Source organism: Xanthomonas sp. BRIP62409 (genome assembly GCF_003992965.1).
GTDB lineage: Bacteria > Pseudomonadota > Gammaproteobacteria > Xanthomonadales > Xanthomonadaceae > Xanthomonas > Xanthomonas euroxanthea.
In genome coordinates this window covers 144,937-166,309 of the sequence record NZ_QEZJ01000019.1, presented here as the reverse complement: position 1 = coordinate 166,309, position 21,373 = coordinate 144,937, and the positions used below count along the sequence as shown (strand labels likewise).

At 66.5% G+C, this 21,373-nt stretch carries 15 protein-coding genes; 1 reads left to right on the top strand and 14 read right to left on the bottom strand.

Annotated elements, in window-relative coordinates:
- Positions 1–46 precede the first annotated feature (46 nt).
- The 6 genes from EO170_RS08950 to EO170_RS08925 form a co-directional block, all read right to left on the bottom strand.
- Positions 47–1,471, bottom strand: coding sequence for an efflux transporter outer membrane subunit (locus EO170_RS08950; RefSeq protein ID WP_126944197.1), 1,425 nt, complete (start codon positions 1,469–1,471; stop codon positions 47–49).
- Positions 1,465–2,196 (bottom strand): SDR family oxidoreductase, encoded by a 732-nt coding sequence (locus EO170_RS08945; protein WP_016904913.1) that lies wholly within the window; start codon positions 2,194–2,196, stop codon positions 1,465–1,467. The genes EO170_RS08950 and EO170_RS08945 overlap by 7 nt, the downstream gene beginning before the upstream one ends.
- Positions 2,197–2,239: 43 nt before the next feature.
- The gene (locus EO170_RS08940; protein WP_104552982.1) at positions 2,240–5,410 is read right to left on the bottom strand and encodes an efflux RND transporter permease subunit; all 3,171 of its coding nucleotides are present in this window, start codon (positions 5,408–5,410) and stop codon (positions 2,240–2,242) included.
- Between the two features lie 105 nt (positions 5,411–5,515).
- Positions 5,516–6,706, bottom strand: coding sequence for an efflux RND transporter periplasmic adaptor subunit (locus tag EO170_RS08935; RefSeq protein ID WP_115676633.1), 1,191 nt, complete (start codon positions 6,704–6,706; stop codon positions 5,516–5,518).
- A complete protein-coding gene (locus EO170_RS08930) occupies positions 6,703–7,476 on the bottom strand; it encodes an SDR family NAD(P)-dependent oxidoreductase (protein WP_104583347.1) in 774 nt (257 codons plus the stop codon). Before EO170_RS08930 ends, EO170_RS08935 begins: the two co-directional genes overlap by 4 nt.
- Positions 7,473–7,700: a hypothetical protein gene (locus tag EO170_RS08925; RefSeq protein ID WP_126944194.1), complete on the bottom strand. Its 228-nt coding sequence runs from the start codon at positions 7,698–7,700 to the stop codon at positions 7,473–7,475. Before EO170_RS08925 ends, EO170_RS08930 begins: the two co-directional genes overlap by 4 nt.
- A 129-nt stretch (positions 7,701–7,829) precedes the next feature.
- Here EO170_RS08925 and EO170_RS08920 point away from each other — a divergent pair, with 129 nt between their 5' ends.
- Positions 7,830–8,864, top strand: coding sequence for a LysR family transcriptional regulator (locus EO170_RS08920; RefSeq protein WP_104583349.1), 1,035 nt, complete (start codon positions 7,830–7,832; stop codon positions 8,862–8,864).
- A 1,093-nt stretch (positions 8,865–9,957) separates the two neighbouring features.
- On the opposite strand, the gene EO170_RS08910 is transcribed toward EO170_RS08920, so the two are convergent.
- The 8 genes from EO170_RS08910 to EO170_RS08875 all read right to left on the bottom strand — a co-directional run bounded on the left by EO170_RS08910 (position 9,958) and on the right by EO170_RS08875 (position 21,321).
- Positions 9,958–10,683 carry an OmpA family protein gene (locus EO170_RS08910; RefSeq protein ID WP_016902719.1) on the bottom strand — a complete coding sequence of 242 codons (726 nt, stop codon included), beginning with the start codon at positions 10,681–10,683 and terminating at the stop codon, positions 9,958–9,960.
- A gap of 292 nt (positions 10,684–10,975) precedes the next feature.
- Positions 10,976–12,394 (bottom strand): deoxyribodipyrimidine photo-lyase, encoded by a 1,419-nt coding sequence (locus tag EO170_RS08905; RefSeq protein ID WP_126944191.1) that lies wholly within the window; start codon positions 12,392–12,394, stop codon positions 10,976–10,978.
- A 102-nt stretch (positions 12,395–12,496) separates the two neighbouring features.
- Positions 12,497–13,924, bottom strand: coding sequence for a replicative DNA helicase (locus tag EO170_RS08900; RefSeq protein ID WP_104583351.1), 1,428 nt, complete (start codon positions 13,922–13,924; stop codon positions 12,497–12,499).
- 222 nt (positions 13,925–14,146) lie between these two features.
- Complete coding sequence (locus tag EO170_RS08895; protein WP_104648377.1) at positions 14,147–14,701, bottom strand: NADPH-dependent FMN reductase; 555 nt, start codon at positions 14,699–14,701, stop codon at positions 14,147–14,149.
- 74 nt (positions 14,702–14,775) lie between these two features.
- Positions 14,776–16,716, bottom strand: a complete 1,941-nt coding sequence (asnB, locus tag EO170_RS08890) for an asparagine synthase (glutamine-hydrolyzing) (RefSeq protein WP_126944188.1) — start codon at positions 16,714–16,716, stop codon at positions 14,776–14,778.
- 31 nt (positions 16,717–16,747) lie between these two features.
- Entirely contained in the window at positions 16,748–17,392 is a 645-nt protein-coding gene (locus tag EO170_RS08885; RefSeq protein WP_164739663.1) for a glutathione S-transferase family protein, read from the bottom strand.
- Positions 17,393–17,516: 124 nt separating this feature from the next.
- A complete protein-coding gene (locus EO170_RS08880; protein WP_126944320.1) occupies positions 17,517–20,087 on the bottom strand; it encodes a DUF3857 domain-containing protein in 2,571 nt (856 codons plus the stop codon).
- A gap of 58 nt (positions 20,088–20,145) precedes the next feature.
- Complete coding sequence (locus EO170_RS08875) at positions 20,146–21,321, bottom strand: acyl-CoA dehydrogenase family protein (protein ID WP_180496930.1); 1,176 nt, start codon at positions 21,319–21,321, stop codon at positions 20,146–20,148.
- Positions 21,322–21,373: the final 52 nt, after the last annotated feature.

Below are 21,373 nucleotides of genomic sequence, written 5' to 3'. Positions count from 1 at the left end.
CCGAGTGAGACTGCGGGGCGACCTGACCGCCGCCCCGGATGCCTGCCTAGCGATCGAGCACTGCCACCGGTGCTGCAGGCGCCTGGTCCTGCTTCCAGCCGCCCAAGGCCTTGTACACACCGACCACACCGACATTGACCGCTGCTTCGGCCTGCGCCAATGCATCGTCGGCGGCCAACTGGGTGCGTTGTGCGTCCAGCAGGGTCAGGAAGTCTTCCGAGCCCTCGCGGTAGCGGATCTGCGCCAGTTGTTCGGCACGCCGCGCCGCATTGGCCTGCTCCACCACGATGGCCAGGCGCGCCTGCTGGCGGCCGTAGCCGATCAAGGCGTTCTCGGTGTCTTCCAGCGCCAGCAACACCGTCTGCTGGTATTGCGCCAACGCGCCGTCGGCCTGCGCCTTGCTGGCACGCAGGCGTGCACGCACGGTGCCGAAGTCGAATGCCGCCCAGCTGATCGACGGGGTGATCGACCAGGCCTTGCCGCTGCCCTCGGTCAGCCTGGCCGCGTCGCCGGACAGGAAGCCGACAAAGCCGCTGACGCTGATGCGCGGAAACAGGTCGGCCGTGGCCACGCCGACCTGCGCCGTGGCCGCCGCCAGCCGACGTTCGGCGTTGCGCACGTCCGGGCGCTGACGCAGCAACCCGGCGGTATCGCCCAGCGGCAACGCACGTGCGAACGCCGGCGTGGTGCGCGCCACCAGGGTGGCATCCAGGGCATTGGGCGGCTGGCCGAGCAGCACCGCCAGGCGATGGCGGTACTGCGCTTCGGCGGTTTCCAGCAGCGGAATGTCCGCCTCGATCGCCTTCAAGCGCGCCAGGCTGCTCTGCACATCCAGCTCGCTGCCCGCGCCCAGGTCCCAACGCGTCTGCGTCAGCCGCTGGGTGTCATGCAGGTTGGTCAGCGTGCGCTTGGAAACCTCCAGCTGCTTCTGCGTGCCGCGCAACTCGAAGTAGTTGCGCGCCACTTCGGCGGCGACGGTGACCTGCACGTCGAGCAGGCCGGCCTGCTCGGCTTCCAGATCCGCGCGTGCCGCTTCGGAGGCGCGCCGCTGACGGCCGAACAGATCCAGCTCCCAGGCCGCATCCAGCCCCAGGGTGGTCTGCTCGGTGAGGAAGCGCTGGTTGCCGGCGACCACCTGCTGTTGCTCGCGGCGATCGAAACTGCCCTGCGCGGTGATGTGCGGGGCCTGGTCGAGGCGACGCTCGACGAACACCGCACGCGCCTGCTTGACGCGCGACACGGCGATGCGCAGATCGTGGTTGGCGAACAAGGCATCGCGCACCAACTGTTCCAGCACCGGGTCGTCGAACTGCGACCACCAGTTGCCGACCGGCGATTCGGCGCTGAAGGCCGCGTCCTGCGCGCCCTGCAAGGTCACCGCGGCCGGCGGGTCGGGCCGGTAATCCGGCCCGACCGCGCAACCGCTGAGCACCAGCGCGGCCAGTGCCACGCTCAGAAGGTTTCTTACCATGGCAACACTTCTCCCAGATGCGTAAAGCTGCCGGTGGCGCCGTGCGCGTCGAGCAGCGCCATCTGCACGCTGCTGTGCGCGCCCTGCTCTACCTCGATCTCGCCACCACCGCCGTTCATGTCGGTTTTGACGTAGCCCGGATGCACGGTGTTGACCTTGATGGCGGTGTCGCGCAGCTCATGTGCCAGATGCACCGTCCAGCTGTTGACCGCGCTCTTGGAGGCGTCGTAGGCGGGAATCTTGAAGTCGTAGATCGGCGAGCCGGGCTGGGTATGCAGGGTCAGCGAGCCGAGCATGCTGGACACATTGACGATGCGTCCGGCCAGCGAACGACGCAGCAGCGGCAGGAACGCTTTGGTGACGCTGACGACCGCGAACAGGTTGGTGTCGAAGGTCCGCTTCCACACCTCCAGGCTCTGCTGCGACGGGGTGCGCTGCATGTCCTCGATCATGATGCCGGCGTTGTTGATCAGGATGTCCAGGTGGCCGTGACGCTGTTCCACCGTGCCGACCGCCGCGGCGATGCTGATGTCGTCGTTGACGTCGAGCTGGATGGCTTCCACCGGCAGGCCTTCGGCCTGCAGCTTGAGTGCGGCGGCGACGGCATCGTCGCGCTTGCGGCCTGCCAGCAGCGTGTGCACGCCGGCCTGGGCCAGCTGCCGGACGGTTTCCAGGCCGATGCCGCGGGTGGCGCCGGTGACCAATGCGATCTTGTGGTTGCTCATTTCAATGTCCTTCTACTGCGAATGGGGGTTGGGAATGACGCACTCACGCCTTGACGTGATCGTGCGCAACAGCGGCCGGTGCGGCGGGTTCGCGACGCGTCACCCACTTGCGCAGGGCCACGTAGAACACCGGGGTCAGGAACAGCCCGAACAGGGTCACGCCAAGCATGCCGGCGAACACGGTGATGCCGGTGACCGAGCGCACTTCGGCGCCGGCGCCATGCCCGAACACCAGCGGCACGGTGCCGGCGATGAAGGCGATGGAGGTCATCACGATCGGACGCAGACGCAGGCGGCAGGCTTCCAGCGCGGCCTCGACGATGCCCTTGCCGTGCATTTCGAGTTCGCGGGCGAACTCCACGATCAGGATCGCGTTCTTGCACGCCAGGCCCATCAGCACCACCAGGCCTACCTGCACGAACACGTTGTTGTCGCCACCGGTGAGCCACACGCCGAACAAGGCAGACAGCAGGGTCATCGGCACGATCAGGATCACCGCCAGCGGCAGCGTCCAGCTCTCGTACAACGCGGCAAGCACCAGGAACGCCAGCAACACCGCCATCGGGAACACGATCAACGCCGAGTTGCCCTGGGTGGATTGCTGATAGCTCAGATCGGTCCACTCGATGTTCATGCCATTGGGCAACACCTTCGGCGCCATGCCGGCCAGCGTCTGCATCGCCTGGGTGGAGGAAAGCACGCGCGGGTCCGCCTCACCGATCAGATCGGCGGCCGGATAGCCGTTGTAGCGGATCACCGGATCCGGGCCGTAGGTCTGCCCCAGCGTGACCATGCTGCCGATCGGCACCATCTGCCCGCGATCGTTGCGGGTGCGCAGGTTGGCGATGTCCTCGACGCTGTCGCGGAACTGTCCATCGGCCTGGGCGATCACCTGATAGGTGCGACCGAAGCGATTGAAGTCGTTGATGTAGGACGAGCCCAGATAGGTCTGCAAGGTGTCAAACAGGTTGGTCAGCGGCACGCCCTGTGCCTTGGCCTTGTCGCGATCGACCTTGGCATCGAGCTGCGGCACGTTGGCCTGATACGTGCCGATCGGGAACTGCATGCCCGGCGTTTGCGAGATCGCACCGGACATCGCATTGACCGCACTCTGCAACTGGCCATAGCCCAGGCCGGCGCGGTCCTGGATGTACAGCGAGTAGCCCGAGCCCTGCCCCAGGCCCAGGATCGGCGGCGGCATGAACGCAAACGCAAAACCCTGCTGGATCTGGCTGATGCGCGCGTTGATCTCCGCGTTGATCTGCGCCGCCGTGCGGCTGCGCTGACTGAACGGCTTGAGCGTCAGGAACACCGTGCCGGTATTGGGCGTATTGGTGAACTGCAGCGGATTCAGGCCCGGAAACGCGATCGCGTGGTCCACGCCTTCGGTCTGCAAGGCGATCTGGGTGATCTGACGGATCACCTCGTTGGTGCGTTCCAGCGAGGCGCCTTCCGGCAACTTGGTGCCGGCAATCAGGTACAGCTTGTCCTGGGTCGGGATGAAGCCGCCCGGCACCACCTTGAACATGAAACCGGTGACCACCAGCAGCAGCACATACACCGCGAACACCGCGCCACGCTTGCCCAGGGTGCGCGAGACCGCGCCCTGGTACTTGTGCGAACTGCTGTTGAAGAAGCGGTTGAACGGACGGAACAACCAGCCGAACAAGCGATCGATCAACCGCGACGGGCCATCCTTCGGTGCGTCATGCGGCTTGAGCAGCATGGCGGCCAGTGCCGGCGACAGGGTCAGCGAATTGATCGCCGAAATCACCGTGGAAATGGCGATGGTCACCGCGAACTGCTTGTAGAACTGGCCGGTCACGCCCGACAGGAACGCCATCGGCACGAACACCGCGCACAGTACCAGCGCGATGGCGATGATCGGCCCGGACACTTCGCGCATCGCCTGATGCGCAGCAGCCAACGGGGCCAGCCCTTCTTCGATGTTGCGCTCGACGTTTTCCACCACCACGATCGCATCGTCGACCACGATGCCGATCGCCAGCACCAGGCCGAACAGGCTCAGCGTGTTGATCGAAAAACCCAGCAGGTACAGCGCGGCAAACGTACCGACCACCGATACCGGCACCGCCAGCAACGGAATGATCGAGGCGCGCCAGGTCTGCAGGAACAGGATCACCACCAGCACCACCAGCAGCACCGCTTCCAGCAAGGTATGCACCACCGCGCTGATCGAGTCGCGCACGAACACGGTCGGGTCGTACGCAGCCGACCACGCCATGTCCTGCGGGAACTGCTTTTCCAGCTCGGCCATCTTGGCGCGCACCGCATCGGACAACTCGATCGCGTTGGCACCGGGCGACTGGAACACGCCCATGCCGACCGCGTTCTTGTTGTCCAGCTGCGAGCGCAAGGTGTAGTTGCCGGCGCCCAGTTCCAGGCGCGCCACGTCCGACAGGCGCACGATCTCGCCGCTGTTGCCGCTGCGGATCACGATGTTGCCGAACTCTTCTTCGGTGGTCAGGCGGCCCTGGGCATTGATCGAGAGCAGGAAATCGCTCTTGTTGGGCATCGGCTCGGCACCGAGCTGACCGGCGGAGACCTGCACGTTCTGCTCGCGGATGGCGGCGACCACATCGCTGGCGGTGAGCCCGCGCGCGGCGACCTTGTCCGGATCCAGCCAGATGCGCATGGCGTAGTCGCCGGCACCGAAGATCTGGATCTGGCCCACGCCCGGAAGGCGCGACAGCTCGTCCTTGACCTTCAAGGTGGCGTAGTTGCTCAGGTACAGCGAGTCGTACTTGCCCTTGGGCGAGGTCAGATGCACGACCATGGTCAGCGTCGGCGACTGCTTCTGCGTGGTCACGCCCTGGCGCCGCACGTCCTCGGGCAGACGCGCCTGCGCCTGGCTGACGCGGTTCTGCACCTGCACCTGCGCCTGGTCCGGATCGGTGCCCGGCTTGAAGGTCACGGTGACCACCAGCACGCCATCGGAGCCGGCGACCGACTTCATGTACATCATGTCTTCCACGCCGTTGATGGCTTCCTCAAGCGGCGTGGCGACGGTCTCGGCGATGACCTTGGGGTTGGCGCCCGGATACACCGCACGCACCTGCACGCTCGGCGGCACCACTTCCGGGTACTCGCTGATGGGCAGCAGCGGCATGGCGATCAGGCCGGCGGCGAAGATGATGATCGACAGCACCGCGGCAAAGATCGGTCGGTCGATGAAAAAACGGGAAAAGTCCATGGGGGTGGTCCTGAAAGAGGTTGCCGCCGGGTGGCGGCGCGGCACAGCGGGCCCGAGCCGGCCTCGTTGCGAGGCCGGTGGTCACGGGTGCGATGCAGCGATGAATCAGTTCGAGGCGGTGCGCTTGTCCGGTGCGGTGGCCATGGCAACGGGCTTGGCATCGACCGGCATGCCGGGCATGAAGATCTTCTGCACGCCATCGACCACCACGCGGTCGCCGGCAGCCAGTCCCTTGCGCACGATGCGCAGGCCGTCGGCATTGCGGCCAAGCTCGATATCGCGCCGTTGTGCCTTGCCGTCCTTGTCGACCACGTACACGTACTTGCGGTCCTGGTCGGTCAGCACGGCCTTTTCGTCGACCAGCATGGCCTTGAACTGGCCGCTGCCCAGCAACTGCACGTGCGCATACAGGCCTGGCGTGAACTGGCGCTGGGCGTTGTCCAGCACTGCGCGCACGCGGATGGTGCCGGTGCTGCGGGTGACCTGGTTATCCAGGAAATCCACGCGCCCGGTGTGCGGGAAGCCCTGCTCGCCGACCAGGCCGATGCGCACCGGCAACTCGCCACCGCGCGCATCCGGGCGCTCGCCGTTGCGCGCCATCTGCGAATAACGCAGGAAGGTGCCTTCGTCGGCATCGAAGTACACGAACACCTTGTCCAGCGACACCAGCGTGGTCAGCACGCTGGCGCTGTCGCTGGCGGTGACCAGGTTGCCGGCGGTGACCATCGCACGTCCGGCGCGGCCATCGATCGGCGCACGCACGCGGGTCCAGTCCAGGTTGAGCTTGGCGGTATCCAGCGCAGCCTGCGCGGCCAGCAGATCGGCGTCGGCCTGATCGGCGGCAGCGCGACGCTGCTCCCAGGTCTCGGTGGAAATGGCCTGCTGGTCGGACAATTTGCGCGCGCGTGCCGCCTCGCTGCGGGCCAGCGTGGACTGCGTGCGTGCACGCACCAGCGCGGCGTTGGCGCGGGCGAATTCGGCACGGTAGCTGCGGTCGTCGATGCTGAAGAGCACATCGCCCTTCTTCACCTCGGCGCCTTCGACGTAATTGACCTTGTCGATATAGCCGGACACGCGCGGGCGCAGCTCGACGCTTTCCACCGGCTCGATGCGGCCGCTGAATTCGTCCCACTGGCTGATCTCCTTCATCAACACCGGGGCGACGCTGACGCTGGGCGGCGGCGGCGCACCGGTCTCGGCAGCCTTGCTACCGCAACCGGCCAGCACAACCGCGAGTACGGCGCCCGTCAATACAGTACGCAAGGGAAAACGGAACGGGGTGGCGTTCGGGGTCATGGGGAGATCTCTCGGGTGGGGATGGGAAAATGCAGACCGGCAAGCCGGTCGGCCGATGGAGCGGCGTGCGGGCGACGGCTGACGGTCACGATGGCTTGCCCGGGCTGGCCAGGCCCGGCGATCAGCGAGACTGCGGCGCGGCCGACATCCACGGCGCGGATCCATTCCGGACACGCATCCTTGGCACGGCCCGGCGTGCACACCGGCTGCTCGACCGACAGCAGATGCACGCGGACGCCGAACGGCTTGGCTTCCTCGTGCAGGACCTGGGCGAGCATGCGCGTGGCCGCGGCGGCAATGGAGGTATCGCCGTGCGCAGCCCAGGCACGCAGCGCGCAGGGGCTGCCCAGCAGCAGGTAGCGACCGCCGCCCTCGGCCTCGGCCAGCAGCGGCAGCAGATGCCGCGCGGCCGCCAGATGCGGCAGCACGTCGCGCTCCAGGCGGCGACGCAGCGCAGCGACCGGGCGGTCCAGCAGGCGGCCGGCCTTCAGCGGGCTGCCCAGGCTGGCGATCACCGCCGCCAGCGGACGCGGGCGCTGGGCCAGTTCGCCGGCCAGCGCCTGCGCCGAGGCGTCGTCGGCCACCGAACCCCGCAAGGTCTCCAGCAGCGGTGTGTTGCCATGCTGCGCGCGCAGCGCGTCGAGCTTGGCGGTGTCGCGTCCAATCACCAGCACCGGCATCCCGGCATCGAGCAAGGCGGCGACGATCCCGGCGCCGACATCGCCCGTACCGCCGATGACGGCCGTCTCGGATTGGACCATCCCGGTCATGGGACTTTCACTCCCGACATCGGGACAATGCCACGCTGCACCAGACGCGCCGACAGTCCGGTCCGCTGCGCAGGCGCCCCGCCGGCCTGACGCCTGGGCGGCGCCGAAAATGCACGTGAAACACTGGCACGCGGGCTTCTCGCCGCCGGAATCACGGGATCGAAGGCGCCTTCGATGGCGCTACGAGAGGCGGACGACACGCCGAACACATTGCACAACCACATGGCCGTGCTCCTGGATGGAGGGGATGGCGCATAAGTTAGGCCTCAAACCAGCACTTGATTAGTCCGGATTTAGGGGAATAATCGTCCCGTAAGCGGTCTAATCCCTCCTGACCCCCGGAAGGCAGTCCCATGACTCACGATCTCAACGACACCCTGATCTTCGTCAAGGTGGTCGAACAAGGCAGCTTCATCGCGGCAGCCAACGCGCTTGGCCTGCCCAAGACCACCGTCAGCCGCAAGGTGCAGGAGCTGGAAACCCGCCTGGGTGCCCGCCTGCTGCACCGGACCACCCGCCGCATCGGCCTGACCGAAGCCGGCTCGGTGTACCACGAACACTGCCAGCGCATCGCGCGCGAACTGGAAGAGGCCGAGAGCGCCGTCGGGCAATTGCAGTCCGGCCCGCGCGGCTGGCTGCGTTTCACCGTGCCCTACTCGCTGGGCATCACCTGGATCGCACCATTGCTGGGCGAGTTCCATGCGCAGTACCCGGAAATCCAGCTGGACATGCATCTGGGCAACGAGAAGCTGGACCTGATCGGCGGCGAAGCCGATCTGGCACTGCGCGTCGGCGCCCTGCCCGATTCCAATCTGGTCGCGCGCAAGCTCGGCAGCCTGCGCACGCAGGTGTTCGCCAGCCCGTCCTACATCGAGCGCTATGGCGAGCCGTTGCATCCGGACGAGCTGCAGTTCCATCGCACGCTGGCGCTGCGCAAGAACCGCAACGTGCACAACAACCGCTTTTTCTGGTCGCTCAGCGACGGCAGCGATGTGCGCGATTTCCCGGTCAATCCGTTGATGGTTGCCAACGATCCGGCTGCGCTCAATGGCGCGGTGCTATGCGGCGAAGGCTTGCTGCTGACCGGCGACGTGATGGCCAAGCCATTCGTGCAATCGGGTCTGGTCCGCCGGGTGCTTGCGGGTTGGACCGGGCCGGAGGTGGACTTCAACGCGGTGTTCGCCGGCGGCCGTCTGGTCTCGCCGAAAGTGCGCGCCTTCGTGGACTTCCTGGTGACGCGGATGAACTTCGATGCGGATTACATGATGGCGCAGTGCCCTGCGCGTCTGGCGGCACAGAAGGCCGACAACGATGCGAAGATCGAAGTCGGCGCAGACGCGCAATTGCGTGCAGAAGGCAAGCGCATCCTGGAAAACGTCACGGCGTAGTCAGAACTCGAATAGTCGCCTAACGGAGCACCATCGCCCCCTCGGACAAGGTGCCCGAAGGGCGATGGGGAGACGTTACCCGTACAAGCGAAAACGTCCTGGCTGCTACAAATCTCGAATCCCGAATCGCTGCAGGAGTGTCTGTGCCATCCGGCGCCGGTACTTTTTGTCGTGGCGAATCACCTCTGTCGACGGATGCAATCTTGAAGCGACCGAACGCGCGAGCTTTAGCGTGGTCTGGAGATCCGAAGCTGCGTTGGTCAACGCCTAGCGGTAGCGTCTAACTGCAAGTCAAAAGACCAGTTGGTAGAGTGCGCGGTGCCCTCACCGCTTGCGGGACACGCCGTGAATGCGTCCATGGAGGCTCCTCGGCGGCATCCATGCCGCCGAGGGTCCCGCAACCGGCAAGGACACCGCACCAGAGAGTTGGTCGGCTGCTTTCTCGAAGGCATGTCGCTCGGCTTGCGCCAGACAGGTGAGAAGTTTGCAGGTCACGTGTTGAAAGCCTGTCGGCCGCCCCGTTTGCGATGGGAAGGCGATAAAAAGCTGATGGGACCCAGAGTGACCGCCCAGCGCACCTCGTGCCCTGCTTGCAACCACGCACACCGACCATCCCGACAGGTCCTTGCCCGCCCACCGTCGCGGGACCTTACGCGGCATGGATGCCGCGTAAGAGCCTACACGGACGTACTTGCGGCGTGTCCCGCGATGGTGGGCGGGCAAGGACCCTGCAGAAGACCCGCAGATCGGCAGCTTCGCACCCGACGCACCCACACCATCCAATCACCACAAAGGCGACCAAAACCCGAACTTCTGCGGTGATGGAATGTTCAATCCGGTTGACCTAGGTCGCGATGCTCTCCCCTCGCTTCTCCCTGCACGCCGTAAATCCATCCATGGAAGGATCCATTCCGCCCCATAGATCCCGCAACCGCAATGGAACCGCACCCGCCAAAACAGCACTCAAGAGACTTACGCGTCGCGCTTGATCAAAAAAATTCGCAGCGCAAAAAAAAACAGGCCGCTTTCGCGGCCCGTCTTGTTTACTCATCGCGGCTCGTCAATCGACTCGTCACGATTCAGTTCGGCACACTCAACGCATGCCGGTGTTGTTCCCGGCACCTTCGGAGCGCAGCGGGATCAGGCGGATTTCGACGCGGCGGTTCTGCGCGCGGCCGGCATCGGTGCTGTTGTCGGCAATCGGGTAGCGCTTGCCGGCACCCATGGTTTCCATCCGCTCGCGCTGCACGCCTTGTGCGGTCAGGTACTGCGCGACCGCGCCGGCGCGTTCTTCGGACAGACGCTGATTGACCGCGTCGCTGCCCACGCTGTCGGTATGACCGACCACTTCCACCATGGTCTGGTTGTATTCGCGCAGCGTGGAGGCCACGCCATTGAGCGCGCTGTAGAACTGCGGCTTCAATGCAGACTTGCCGAAGTCGAAGGTGATGCCGTCGGGCAGATTCAGGGTGATGTTGTCGCCCTGGCGCTGCACTTCGATACCGGTGTTGGCGGTGCGCTCACGCAGCGCGCGCTCCTGGCGATCCTGGTACTGGCCAACCGCCGCGCCGCTGAGCGCGCCGATGCCGGCACCCACCATCGCATGCTGACGACGCTCGGTGGCGCTGTCGCCGGTCAGTAGACCAGCGGCCACGCCGATCGCAGTACCGATCAGCGCGTTGCGGCCGGTGCGATTCTGCTGTTGCGTCTGCTCGCCATATTGGTCGCGCTGCACATACGAGCCGCCGGTGGCGCAGGCGGACAACGCGATGGCGCTGGCCAGGGCAACGGCAAGGCTCTTGGTGGCTGCTGGGGACATGGTGTTCTCCTGTGGCCGGACCATCCGGCACTCAATCGTGTCGGCGAGGATAAACAGGCCAACGCGACTGGCGCATGATGAAACCGACCGCCGGCTGCATCTGGCTAGTGCTGCATTCAGGAAAACGTTTTCTGTTCGAACTGCGCCTTACATCTCTGCATCGTCTTCGTGGGCGTGCCACGCAACCGACGCAGCGCAAGCATGCGACGGCTCAGCCCTGCAAAAGAAACGCGCGAAACTTGGGTCTCAGGTGAGTACGCAGCACCGTTGGCCTTCGCGCTGAAACGCGGGCTTAGCCGCGCGTCTTTGCATACGCCGCGAGCGCCGCATCGCGGCCCTCGGCCAGGCCGATGACCGGCATACGCGGATACTCCGGTGCCAGACGCGCCAGCGACAACGGATGCAGCCACGGCGCGAAGCGTTCCTTCACCGCAAGCTTGCCGAGTTCCGGTATCCAGCGCGTGATGTAGGCCGCCTGCGGATCGAACTTCTCCGCCTGCGTGACCGGGTTGAACACGCGGAAATACGGCGCTGCATCGGCGCCGGTACCGGCGACCCATTGCCAACCCATCGTGTTGTTGGCCAGGTCCGCATCCACCAAGGTGTCCCAGAACCAGCGCGCGCCCTCGATCCAGTGCACGCGCAGATGCTTGCACAACAGGCTCGCCACGATCATGCGCACCCGGTTGTGCATCCAGCCGGTGTGCCAGAGCTGGCGCATGCCGGCATCGACGATCGGAATCCCGGTGCGGCCGCGCTGCCAGGCCTGCAACGCGACCGGGTCCACCTGTGCCCAGTCGAAGCCTTCGAAGCGCGGGTTGAGATTCTGGTTGGTGGTATCGGGAAAATGGTGCAGCAGGTGATACGCAAAATCGCGCCAGCCCAATTGGCGGATATAGCCGTCGATCTCCGCCGCGTTGCGTGCGTTGCGATTGGCTTCCAGCGTGCTGGCGATCCGCCACGGCGCGATCTCGCCGAAGTGCAGATGCGGCGACAGCTGCGAGGTGCCAACCCGATCGGGCCGGTCGCGGTTTTCGCGGTAGCCGGACAGCGCACCGTCGATGAAGATCTCCAGCATCTCGTGCGCGCCGGCCTCGCCGGGCTGCCAGTGGTCCCAGAAGCCCCGGTCCCAGTCCAGCGTCGGCAGCAACCCGAGCGTCTCCACCGCCATAGTCTTCACTTGCGCCGGCAACGGCGGCAGGCTGCGCGGTGCCGGCTCCGCAGCAGGCAATTGCAGCTGCGTGAGTGCGTTGCGCCAGAACGGGGTGAACACCTTGTACGGGCCGCCCTGCTGCGTCGCCAACTGCCAGGGTTCGAACAGCAGTGCGGAGTTGCAGCTGTGCACCTCGATCCCGCGCTCACGCAAGCTGCGCTTGATCTGCGCATCGCGCGGCTGTGTGGCCGGCTCGTACTTGCGGTTCCAGTACACCGCCACCGCCTTGGTCTGCGCGATCACCTCATCCAGTACCTGCGCGCTGTCGCCGGCGCGAATGACCAGGCCGCTGCCCAGCGCGCGCAAGGCCGCATCCAGTGCCGCAAGCGAGCGATGCCGCCAGCTCCGCGAGGCCGCGCCCGGTGTCCACTCGCCTTCTTCGTGCGGCGCATCGATATACAGCGGAATCGGCTGGTGCCCCGCATCCAGCGCAGCCTGCAAGGCCGGGTTGTCTTCCAGGCGCAGATCGCGACGGAACCAGACGATGGCGTATGACATACAAGCTCGGCAGCGACGATGAGGCGCGCAGGATAAGCCAGCCGCTGCAACGATGGCGCGATGCCGCAGCGACGGATTGCCGCCCGGCACCACGCGGGACGCTTACTCGAAACTGCCTACCGAGTCGTGGGCCAGATTGTCGAAACGGGTGTATTCGCCGAAGAACTTGAGCTTGCACGAACCGGTCGGTCCGCCGCGGTGCTTGCCGATGATGATCTCGGCCAGGCCCTTGTCCGGCGAATTTTCCTTGTTGTAATAGTCGTCGCGGTAGATGAACACGATCATGTCCGCGTCCTGCTCGATCGCGCCGGATTCGCGCAGGTCGGCCATCACCGGGCGCTTGTCGGTACGTGTTTCCAGCGAGCGGTTGAGCTGCGACAACGCGATCACCGGCACGTTGAGTTCCTTGGCCAGGCCCTTGAGCGAACGCGAGATTTCCGAGATCTCGGTCGCACGGTTTTCGCTGTTGCCCGGCACCGACATCAGCTGCAGGTAGTCGATGACGATCAGCCCAAGGTCGTGCTCGCGCTTGAGTCGGCGGCACTTGGAACGCAGTACTTCCGGCGACACGCCAGGCGTGTCGTCGATGAAGATCTTGGTTTCCTTCAGCATCTTGATCGCGCCGGTCACCCGCGCCCAGTCCTCGTCTTCCAGCGCACCGGTACGCAGCCGCTGCGCGTTGATGCGGCCATTGGACGAGATCAGGCGCATGGCCAGCTGCGAGGCCGACATTTCCATCGAGAACACCGCCACGCCCTTCTTGGATTTGATCGCGGCGTATTCGGCGATATTCAGCGCAAAGGTGGTCTTGCCCATCGCCGGACGCGCGGCCAGGATGATCAGGTCGGTCGGCTGCAGGCCGGAGGTCATCGCGTCGAAATCGTTGTAGCCGGTCGGCAGGCCGGTGATGTTGCCGCCGTTTTCGAAACGGCTGCGCAATTCTTCGAAGGCGTCCTTCAATGCGCCCGGCATCGCCACGAAGTCGGTGCGCCCTCGCGCGCCGGCCTCGGCGATCTTGAATACCGCCTTTTCCGCCGACGACAGCAACTCCACGCTTTCGCGGCCCTCGGGCTGGAAGCCGTCGTTGACGATGGTGGTACCCACTTCGATCAGCTGCCGCAGCACCGCCTTGTCGCGCACGATCTCCGCGTAGGCGGCGATATTGGCCGCCGAGGGCGTGGTGCTGGCCAGCTCGATCAGGTACGCGCCATCGCCCACCTGTTCCAGCTTGCCCTGCGATTCGAACCACTCGCCCAGGGTCACCGCATCGAAGGGGCGGTCCTTTTCGTTCAGTTCGCGAATCGCGCGGTAGATCAGGCGATGATCGCGGCGGTAGAAATCGTTGTCGGTCAGCTGGTCGTTGACCCGGTCGAACGCCTCCGGCGCCAGCATCAGCCCACCGAGCACGGCCTGCTCGGCCTCGACCGAATGCGGCGGCACCCGCAACTGGTCAAGCCGCGGCTCGGGACGATCGTAATCGTCATCGCGATCGCGATTGCGCTTGGAACGGAAACCAGGACGAGCAGACATGGACAAACAGACCTGACACGAGGGAGACGGGGGCAGGAAGCATAGTCATCGGCGGCGCCGACGACCATGCACAACTCTGTGGATAACTGGTGGACAGCCGGTGCATCACCGTTCTACGCGGCAGCTGTCGCAACCGCCGAGACGCTTGCGGTGCCTGGGTTTGCGCCGCACCACCGGCCGCCATTGGCGGCCGCCTCCAGGCGCACCACCGCTGTGGTCAACTCAGCGCTTGAACTGTTCGGTCAGGCCCAGGAAGGCGTCGACAAAGCCCTGCAGGAACTTGCGGCTGTCGGCGTTGGCAATCTGGTTGTCGGCCCCGAACAGCCCGTCCTTGTACTGCAGGAAGACTTCCGGCTGGCCGAGCACATGCATGTCCAGATACGACAACACATTGCGCAGATGCTGCTGCGCGGTGGCGGTGCCGATCGCCCCGACCGAGATGCCGACCACGGCAGCCGGCTTGCCCGCAAAGGCGCTGTCGCCGTAGGGACGCGAGCCGGTATCGATGGCGTTCTTGAGTACGCCGGGAATCGAGCGGTTGTATTCGGGAGTCACGAACAGCACCGCATCCGCCGCCCGGATCTGCTGCTTCAGCCGCGTGCCTTCAGCCGGAAAATCGCCGTCGCGGTCCTGGTTGTACAGCGGGATGTCGCCAATCTCCAGATACTCGAACACCGCCTTGTCGCCGGCCAGATGCTCCAGCGCGTGCGCCAGCTGGCGGTTATAGGACGCTGCACGCAGGCTGCCGACCAGCACGGCGATGGTGATCTTGCTCATGGGAACGCTCCATTGGGGAATCAGCGCCCGACTCTAGTCAGCCTGGCGCTCATACCCGGTGAAGCGCGGCCGCCTCAGCGGCCGATTGCGGCGCGTTGCGTGCGCCAGTGCGCCTGCCAGGCCTGGAACATCAGCACCGTCCACAGATGGGTATGCCATTTGCGCTCGCCGCCATTGAAGTCGCGCCATAGCCCGGCCACGGTGTCGGCAGCGAAAACGCCGTCGCGCTCCAGGGTGGCGTGCGCCAGCAGATCGTCGGCCCAGCCATGCAGATCCCCGCGCAGCCAGGCGCTCACCGGCGCGCCGAAGCCGCGCTTGCCGCGGTAGACCATCGGCTCGGGCAGATACCGGCACAGCACGCGCTTGAGCAGGTACTTGCTGACTCCGTCACGGTACTTCAGCGACAGCGGCAGCGACCAGGCGAACTCGGCCACGCGCCAGTCCAGCAACGGCGCGCGCGCTTCCAGCCCCACCGCCATGGTGGTGCGGTCCACCTTGCACAGCAGGTCGTCAGGCAGATAGGCGGCAAAGTCGGCCAGCATCATCGCGTCGGCCGGGGTGCCGGAGCCGTGCAGCGGGTCGGCCAGGCTGTAGAAACTGTCGGGCTCGGTCGCGCCCAGCACCACCGCGGCCGGATCGCGCCAGCGCGAAATGCGGTTGCGGTAGATGTCGCCGATGCCGCGTGCGCCGGCCTCGGCCACCAGCGCGGCCAGGCCGCCGGTGCGCGAGGACTCGCCGTTGCGGCGTGCCGCCAGCGCCATCAGCCGCAGCAGCGGCCCCGGCACCAGCCCATGCATGCGCCAGTTGCGCAGCGCACGCTGGTACCGGCCGTAGCCGAAGAACAACTCGTCGCCACCATCGCCGGACAACGCCACCGTCACCCCGCCACGCGCCAGCCGTGCGACCAGCGCGGTCGGCACCTGCGAGGCATCGGCGAAGGGCTCGTCGAACATGTCCGGCAGGGTCGGCACCACCGCCAGCGCATCGGCGCCGCTGACGTACAGCTCGGTGTGGTCGGTGTGCAGATGCGTGGCCACCTCGCGCGCCAGCGGCGCCTCGTCGTGATGCGAGCCTTCGAAGCCGATGCTGAAGGTGTGCACCGGCTGGGTGCTCTGCGCCTGCATCATCGCGGTGACGATCGACGAATCGGTGCCGCCGGACAGGAACACGCCCACCGGCACGTCGGCCACCATGCGCAGCGCCACCGCATCGCGCAGCACTGCGTCGAGCTGTTCCTCGGCCTGTGCATCGCTGCCGGTGAACGGTGCCGCCAGCGCGCGCTGCATCGCCTCGCGTGCGTTCCAGAACGGCTGCTGCGCCTGGTCCGGCCGATGCGCCGCCGCGCCGGCCGCCACCATCTGCGCATCCAGCCGCAGCACGCGCCCGGGCATCAACTTGAAGGTGCGCTCGTGGATGCAGGCCGGCGCCGGGATGTAGCCCAGCCGCAGCAGCAGGGTCAGCGCATTGCGATCTACCCCGTTATCGAACTCCGGGTGCTGCCACAGCGCCTTGAGTTCGGAACCGAACACCAGCGTGTCGCCGGCCCAGCCGTAGTACAGCGGCTTCTTGCCGACGCGGTCGCGGGCCAGAGACAGGCAGTTGTCGCGCTCGTCCCACAGCGCCAGCGCGAACATGCCGTTGCAGCGGGTCAGGGTGTCGTCCAGCCCCCACTCCACCACCGCCGCCAACAGCACTTCGGTATCGGAATGACCACGGAAGCGGTGCCCGAGCGCGGACAGGGCCGCGCGCAACTGCGCGAAGTTGTAGATCTCGCCGTTGTAGGCCAGCACATAACGGCCATCGGCCGAGCGCATCGGCTGATGGCCGAGCGGCGACAGATCCAGGATGCTCAGGCGTTGATGCGCAAGCGCCACGCCGGCCTGCGCATCGCACCAGGTGCCGGCATCGTCGGGGCCGCGATGACGCAAGGCGGCCCCCATCGGCCGCACCAGGGCGTCGAGTTGTTCGCCATGCATGCGTGGCGAGGCCAGCAGCAGTCCAGCCAATCCACACATCGTCAGTGCTCCTGCCGGCAGCGCATGCCACTCATGCCGTCACCGCGCCGGGTGCCGGTGCCGGCATTGCAATGAAACCAGGTACTGCCTGCACACGCTGCAGCCAGGCACCGATCGCCGGCCAGCGCTCCAGATCGAAGCCGCCGTCCTCGGCGCAATGGGTGTAGGCAAACAGCGCGATGTCGGCGATGCCGTAGTCGCTGCCGGTGAACCAGCGGTGCTGCTGCAGATGCTGTTCCATCACCGCCAACGCCTGCTCGCCGCGTGCGCGCAGCTGCGGCAATTCGGCGCGGCGCGCGGCATCGCGCGGCGTCCACAGGCTGATGAAACGCGCCACCGCCACATACGGCTCATGGCTGTACTGCTCGAAGAACATCCAGCTCAGGGCCTGCGCACGCTGCCACGCGTCGGTGGGCAGATACGGGGTGCCTTCGGCCAGCCAGAACAGGATTGCGTTGGATTCGACCAGCACGCGGCCGTCGTCACGCTCCACCATCGGCACCTTGCCATTGGGATTGATGGCCAGATACGCGGGCGTGCGGGTTTCGCCGGCGACGCTGTCGACCTCGACCCAGTGATAGCGGCTGCCCAGTTGCTCCAGCAGCAGGCGCACCTTGTAGCAGTTGCCGGAACTGGACATGCCATGGACGGTCAACGGGGGACGCACGCTCGACATCAGGCTGGCTCCGCGGCAGCAACGAGGGGCTGGCAGTGTCACAGCCCCGGGAGTCTTTGCAAAGCCCTGCGCCGATTCTGCCGCAAGGCGTGGCCGCGGCTGCGTGCGCTGCGGGCGGCGCGCCTCAGCGCATCGCCACCAGCGCCACCGGCACCCCCAGCACGGCAATCAGCATGCCCAGCACCGACAATGTCAATGCCAGCGCACCAAAGGCACGCGCCCGTGTACCGCCGGTCGCACCGGCGACCGCCTGGACCGCCGCGATCGACCACCACAGCCCGCCCAGCAGCATCAGCAGCACCGCCATGGCCAGCTGCGCCAGCCTGGCTGGATCATGCACGCCGGTGCCGAACAGGACACTATTGCCACCGAGCGCGGCCAGCGCCGCCAGCAGGCAGACCAGCCATGGCAACGCGCTGCCCAGCAGCGCCGGCAGCAACGCACCGACCTGTGCGACACCGCCCATCCAGCGCAATATCCGCTGCAGCAGCACGCAGCCCGCCAGCGTGATGGCCAGCATGATCACCACGGCGATGGCGTGCACCCACAGCGGCCGCGGAGACACCCACATCCAGCTCGAGAGCACGACGACCAGGCCGAATACACACCACGCGCTCCAGCGCGCACCGGGTTGCGCGTGCAAGCGCTGCGCAACGGTGTGCGGATCGAACAGCATCCCGCCCAGGCCACCGCCGCGCCACCAGGCCAGGCATGCCAGCACCAACACGACCAGCGCCAGCAGCCCGGCCAGCGGATAGACGAAGACGTGCATCTCCAGCGGCTGTCTGCGCGGATGCGGCTTGAGATCGTGATTGAAGTACAGCAGGTCGCGGGCACGCTCCATGTCGGCGGCCGCACGCTTCACGCCGCTGGCGGGAATGCGGTCGGACAGGCGCTGCCACTCGCCGACGATGACGATGCGTCCCTGGTGCATGGAGACCGTGCGCGAAAAGCGGAACCAGGGGTTGGCGACCACCTGCGTATCGGCCTCCACCGGCACCGCCGGATCGACCCGCACCCGCACGGTCTGCCGCGCCAGCCGCGGGCCGTCCAGTGCCAGCGGGCTCTTGCGCGCCGCGGCGGGCAAGGCGTCCATCCATTCGCCGAGCTGGAACAGCGGGAAGCCGACTTCGTCGCCCTCGTCGGCCGGCCACTCCAGGCGATAGGCCTCGTGCGTGCGTACGTTCAGTCGATCGGTCGCGTCGATGGTCGGCACGCCGACCTGGGTCAGCGCGCTGTAGTACTGCTGCATGAATTCCAGATAGTGTTCGCCGACCGCCTGCGCGCCGTTGTCGTCGAAACTGGTCGCCACACGTTCGCCGCGCCCCTGCCGGTACGTCGTGTCCACGCTGAAGGTCGCCACGCGCTGCGGCTTGCGCAGCGACACCGCGATCTCCTCGTCCACCTCGATCAGCGGCAGCGTCGGCATCGGCGATGGCACCGCCACCAGGTCGCGCTGGCCGGCCATCACCGGCAGGCCACGCACGAAGGGCAACGGCAGCCGTTGCGCAAGCGGGCCCTCTTCGCGATCGCGCGTGGCATCCACCCATACCTCGCCCTGCGGCAGGTGCGCGCGTACCACCACATGATCGAAGGCATACGGACTGGGCAAGCGCAGATCCAGTCCATGGCCCTTGTCGCTGCTGACCAGCACCGGCTCGGCGCGGATGCCGGCCAGCTGCAGCAGCGCAATCAGCAGCGTGGCCTTGTCCTTGCAGTCACCATAGCGGTTGCGCAGCGTCACCTCCGGCGTATGCGGCGCGTGCGAGTTCTCACCCATGTCCAGGCCAACGTAGCGGATTTCGCCCTGCACGAAGGCCACTGCACGCAGCAGTGCGCCCTGCGGCTCGTCGCTGCGCAGCTGCAGGCTCTGCACCATGCCCTCGGCGGCGCGTGCGTCCTTGAACGCGCGCGGATACAGCTGCGCTGCCCACGCCGCCACCGTTTCCCAGTTGCCGGCCGTGGAGACTTCGATCAGGCCATACGGATCGACATCCTCCGGGGCGTCTTTTTCCTCCTGTACCGCGGGCAGGTCGCGCGCTGCAATGTCCAGCGTCGCCACGTCGCCGGCGCGGCTGACGTTGCGGCTGAAGCCTGGCGCGCTCACCCGCCACTGCAATCCCATCCCGGCGGGATACCGCACTCGCACCCGGCGCTCGCCCAGCGGTACGCCGTAGCGCGCGTCGAACACGTCGTAATAGCCCTTGCCGAACACCGGATTGCTGCCAGTGATGGTCACCCCATAGTCGACCCGGTCGCCCACGCGCAGGTCCGGCAAGGTGATCGACAGCGTCAGCGCGCCATCGATCAGGCCCTCTTCCAGTCCGCTTTCGCGGCGCAACCTGGCGTAGTGCGCCTGTGTGCGCATGTCGATGCGCCTGCCGTCGCGCCAGACCTCCAGGCTGTTGAGCGCCAGCTGCTGGTATTGCGGCTGGTAATCGATGGAGATCTGCCCGGCTTCGTCCAGGCTCTTCGCACGCTGCACGGTGTAACTGAGGCGGCGATACGCCTGCGGCGCGGCGCCGGTCAGATCGACCTGATCGGAGACCAGCTCATAGCGCAGCCCGCTGGCACCGGGCACCTTGTCGGGCACCGCATCGGCGATGACCCAGGCCGGTGGCGGCGCCATGCGCGGCGCCTCGCTGGCCTGTGCCGGTACGATCACGCTCGCAACCACCGCCAGCACGCAGAGCATCCAGGACACGCCACGCAGGCGCCGCCTTCCATCCTTGTCGATCAACACCCACTCCTCGTCAAAACGCATTGAGTCCCGTCAACGCACGCCCGACCACCAACTGATGCACGGTCTCGGTGCCCTCGTAGGTGATCACCGATTCCAGGTTCAGCGCATGCCGGATCGCCACATGCTCGGTGGTGATGCCGGCCGCGCCGAGCAGATCGCGGCACTCGCGCGCCACGTCCAGGGCCATGCGGCAATTATTCCATTTTGCCAGCGAGATCTGTTCGGGCCGCAGCTGGCCGGCTTCCTTCAGGCGTCCGAGCTGCAGCGCCAGCAGCTGCGCAGTGGAAATCCGCCGGGCCATGTCGGCCAGCTTGATCTGCGCGCTCTGCGTGGCCGCCAGCGGCCGGCCGAACAGGATGCGCTGCCCGCTGTAGGCCAGCGCCTCGCGCAGACAGGCCACCGCCGCACCGATCGCACCCCAGGCAATGCCGTAACGCGCCTGATTGAGGCAATTCAACGGCGCCTTCAGACCGGCCGCGTTCGGCAACCGCATTTGCTCCGGCACATAGACATCGTCCAGGAACAGCCCCGAGGTCACCGACGCGCGCAGGCTCATCTTGTGTCCGATGTCCTGCGCACGGAAGCCGGCGCTGCCGGTCTCCACCAGAAAGCCGCACACCCCGTCATCGGTATGTGCCCAGATGATCGCAATGCCGGCGATGCTGCCGTTGGTGATCCACATCTTGGACCCGTTCAAGCGCCAGCCATCGCCCTGCCGTACCGCGCGCGTGGTCATCGCGGCCGGGTCCGAGCCACCCTGGGCTTCGCTCAACCCGAAACAGCCGATCAGACGCCCCGCTGCCATCTCCGGTAACCAGCGCTGGCGCTGTTCGTCGCTGCCGTACGCATGGATCGGGTACATGCACAGCGAGGACTGCACGCTGACGAAACTGCGCAGGCCGCTGTCGCCGCGCTCCAGTTCCTGGCAGATCAATCCGTACGCCACCGCGCCCAGGCCCGCGCCGCCATCGCGTACCGGCAGGCTGGCGCCCAGCAGGCCGAGCTCCGCCAGTTCCGGCACCCATTCGCGCGGGAAGCGCCCTGCATCGAAGGCGTCGCCGATCGCCGGCAGCACCCGCGTGTCGGTGAAGCGCGCCACCGCATCCTGCACTGCCCGCTCTTCATCGGTCAGCAGCGCGCGTACATCGAACAGATCATCGGGACGTACCGGCATGTCGGATTCCACTGCAGGATAAGCAACGATTATCAGCCAGTTGCCGGCCGGACATGGCGGCGCC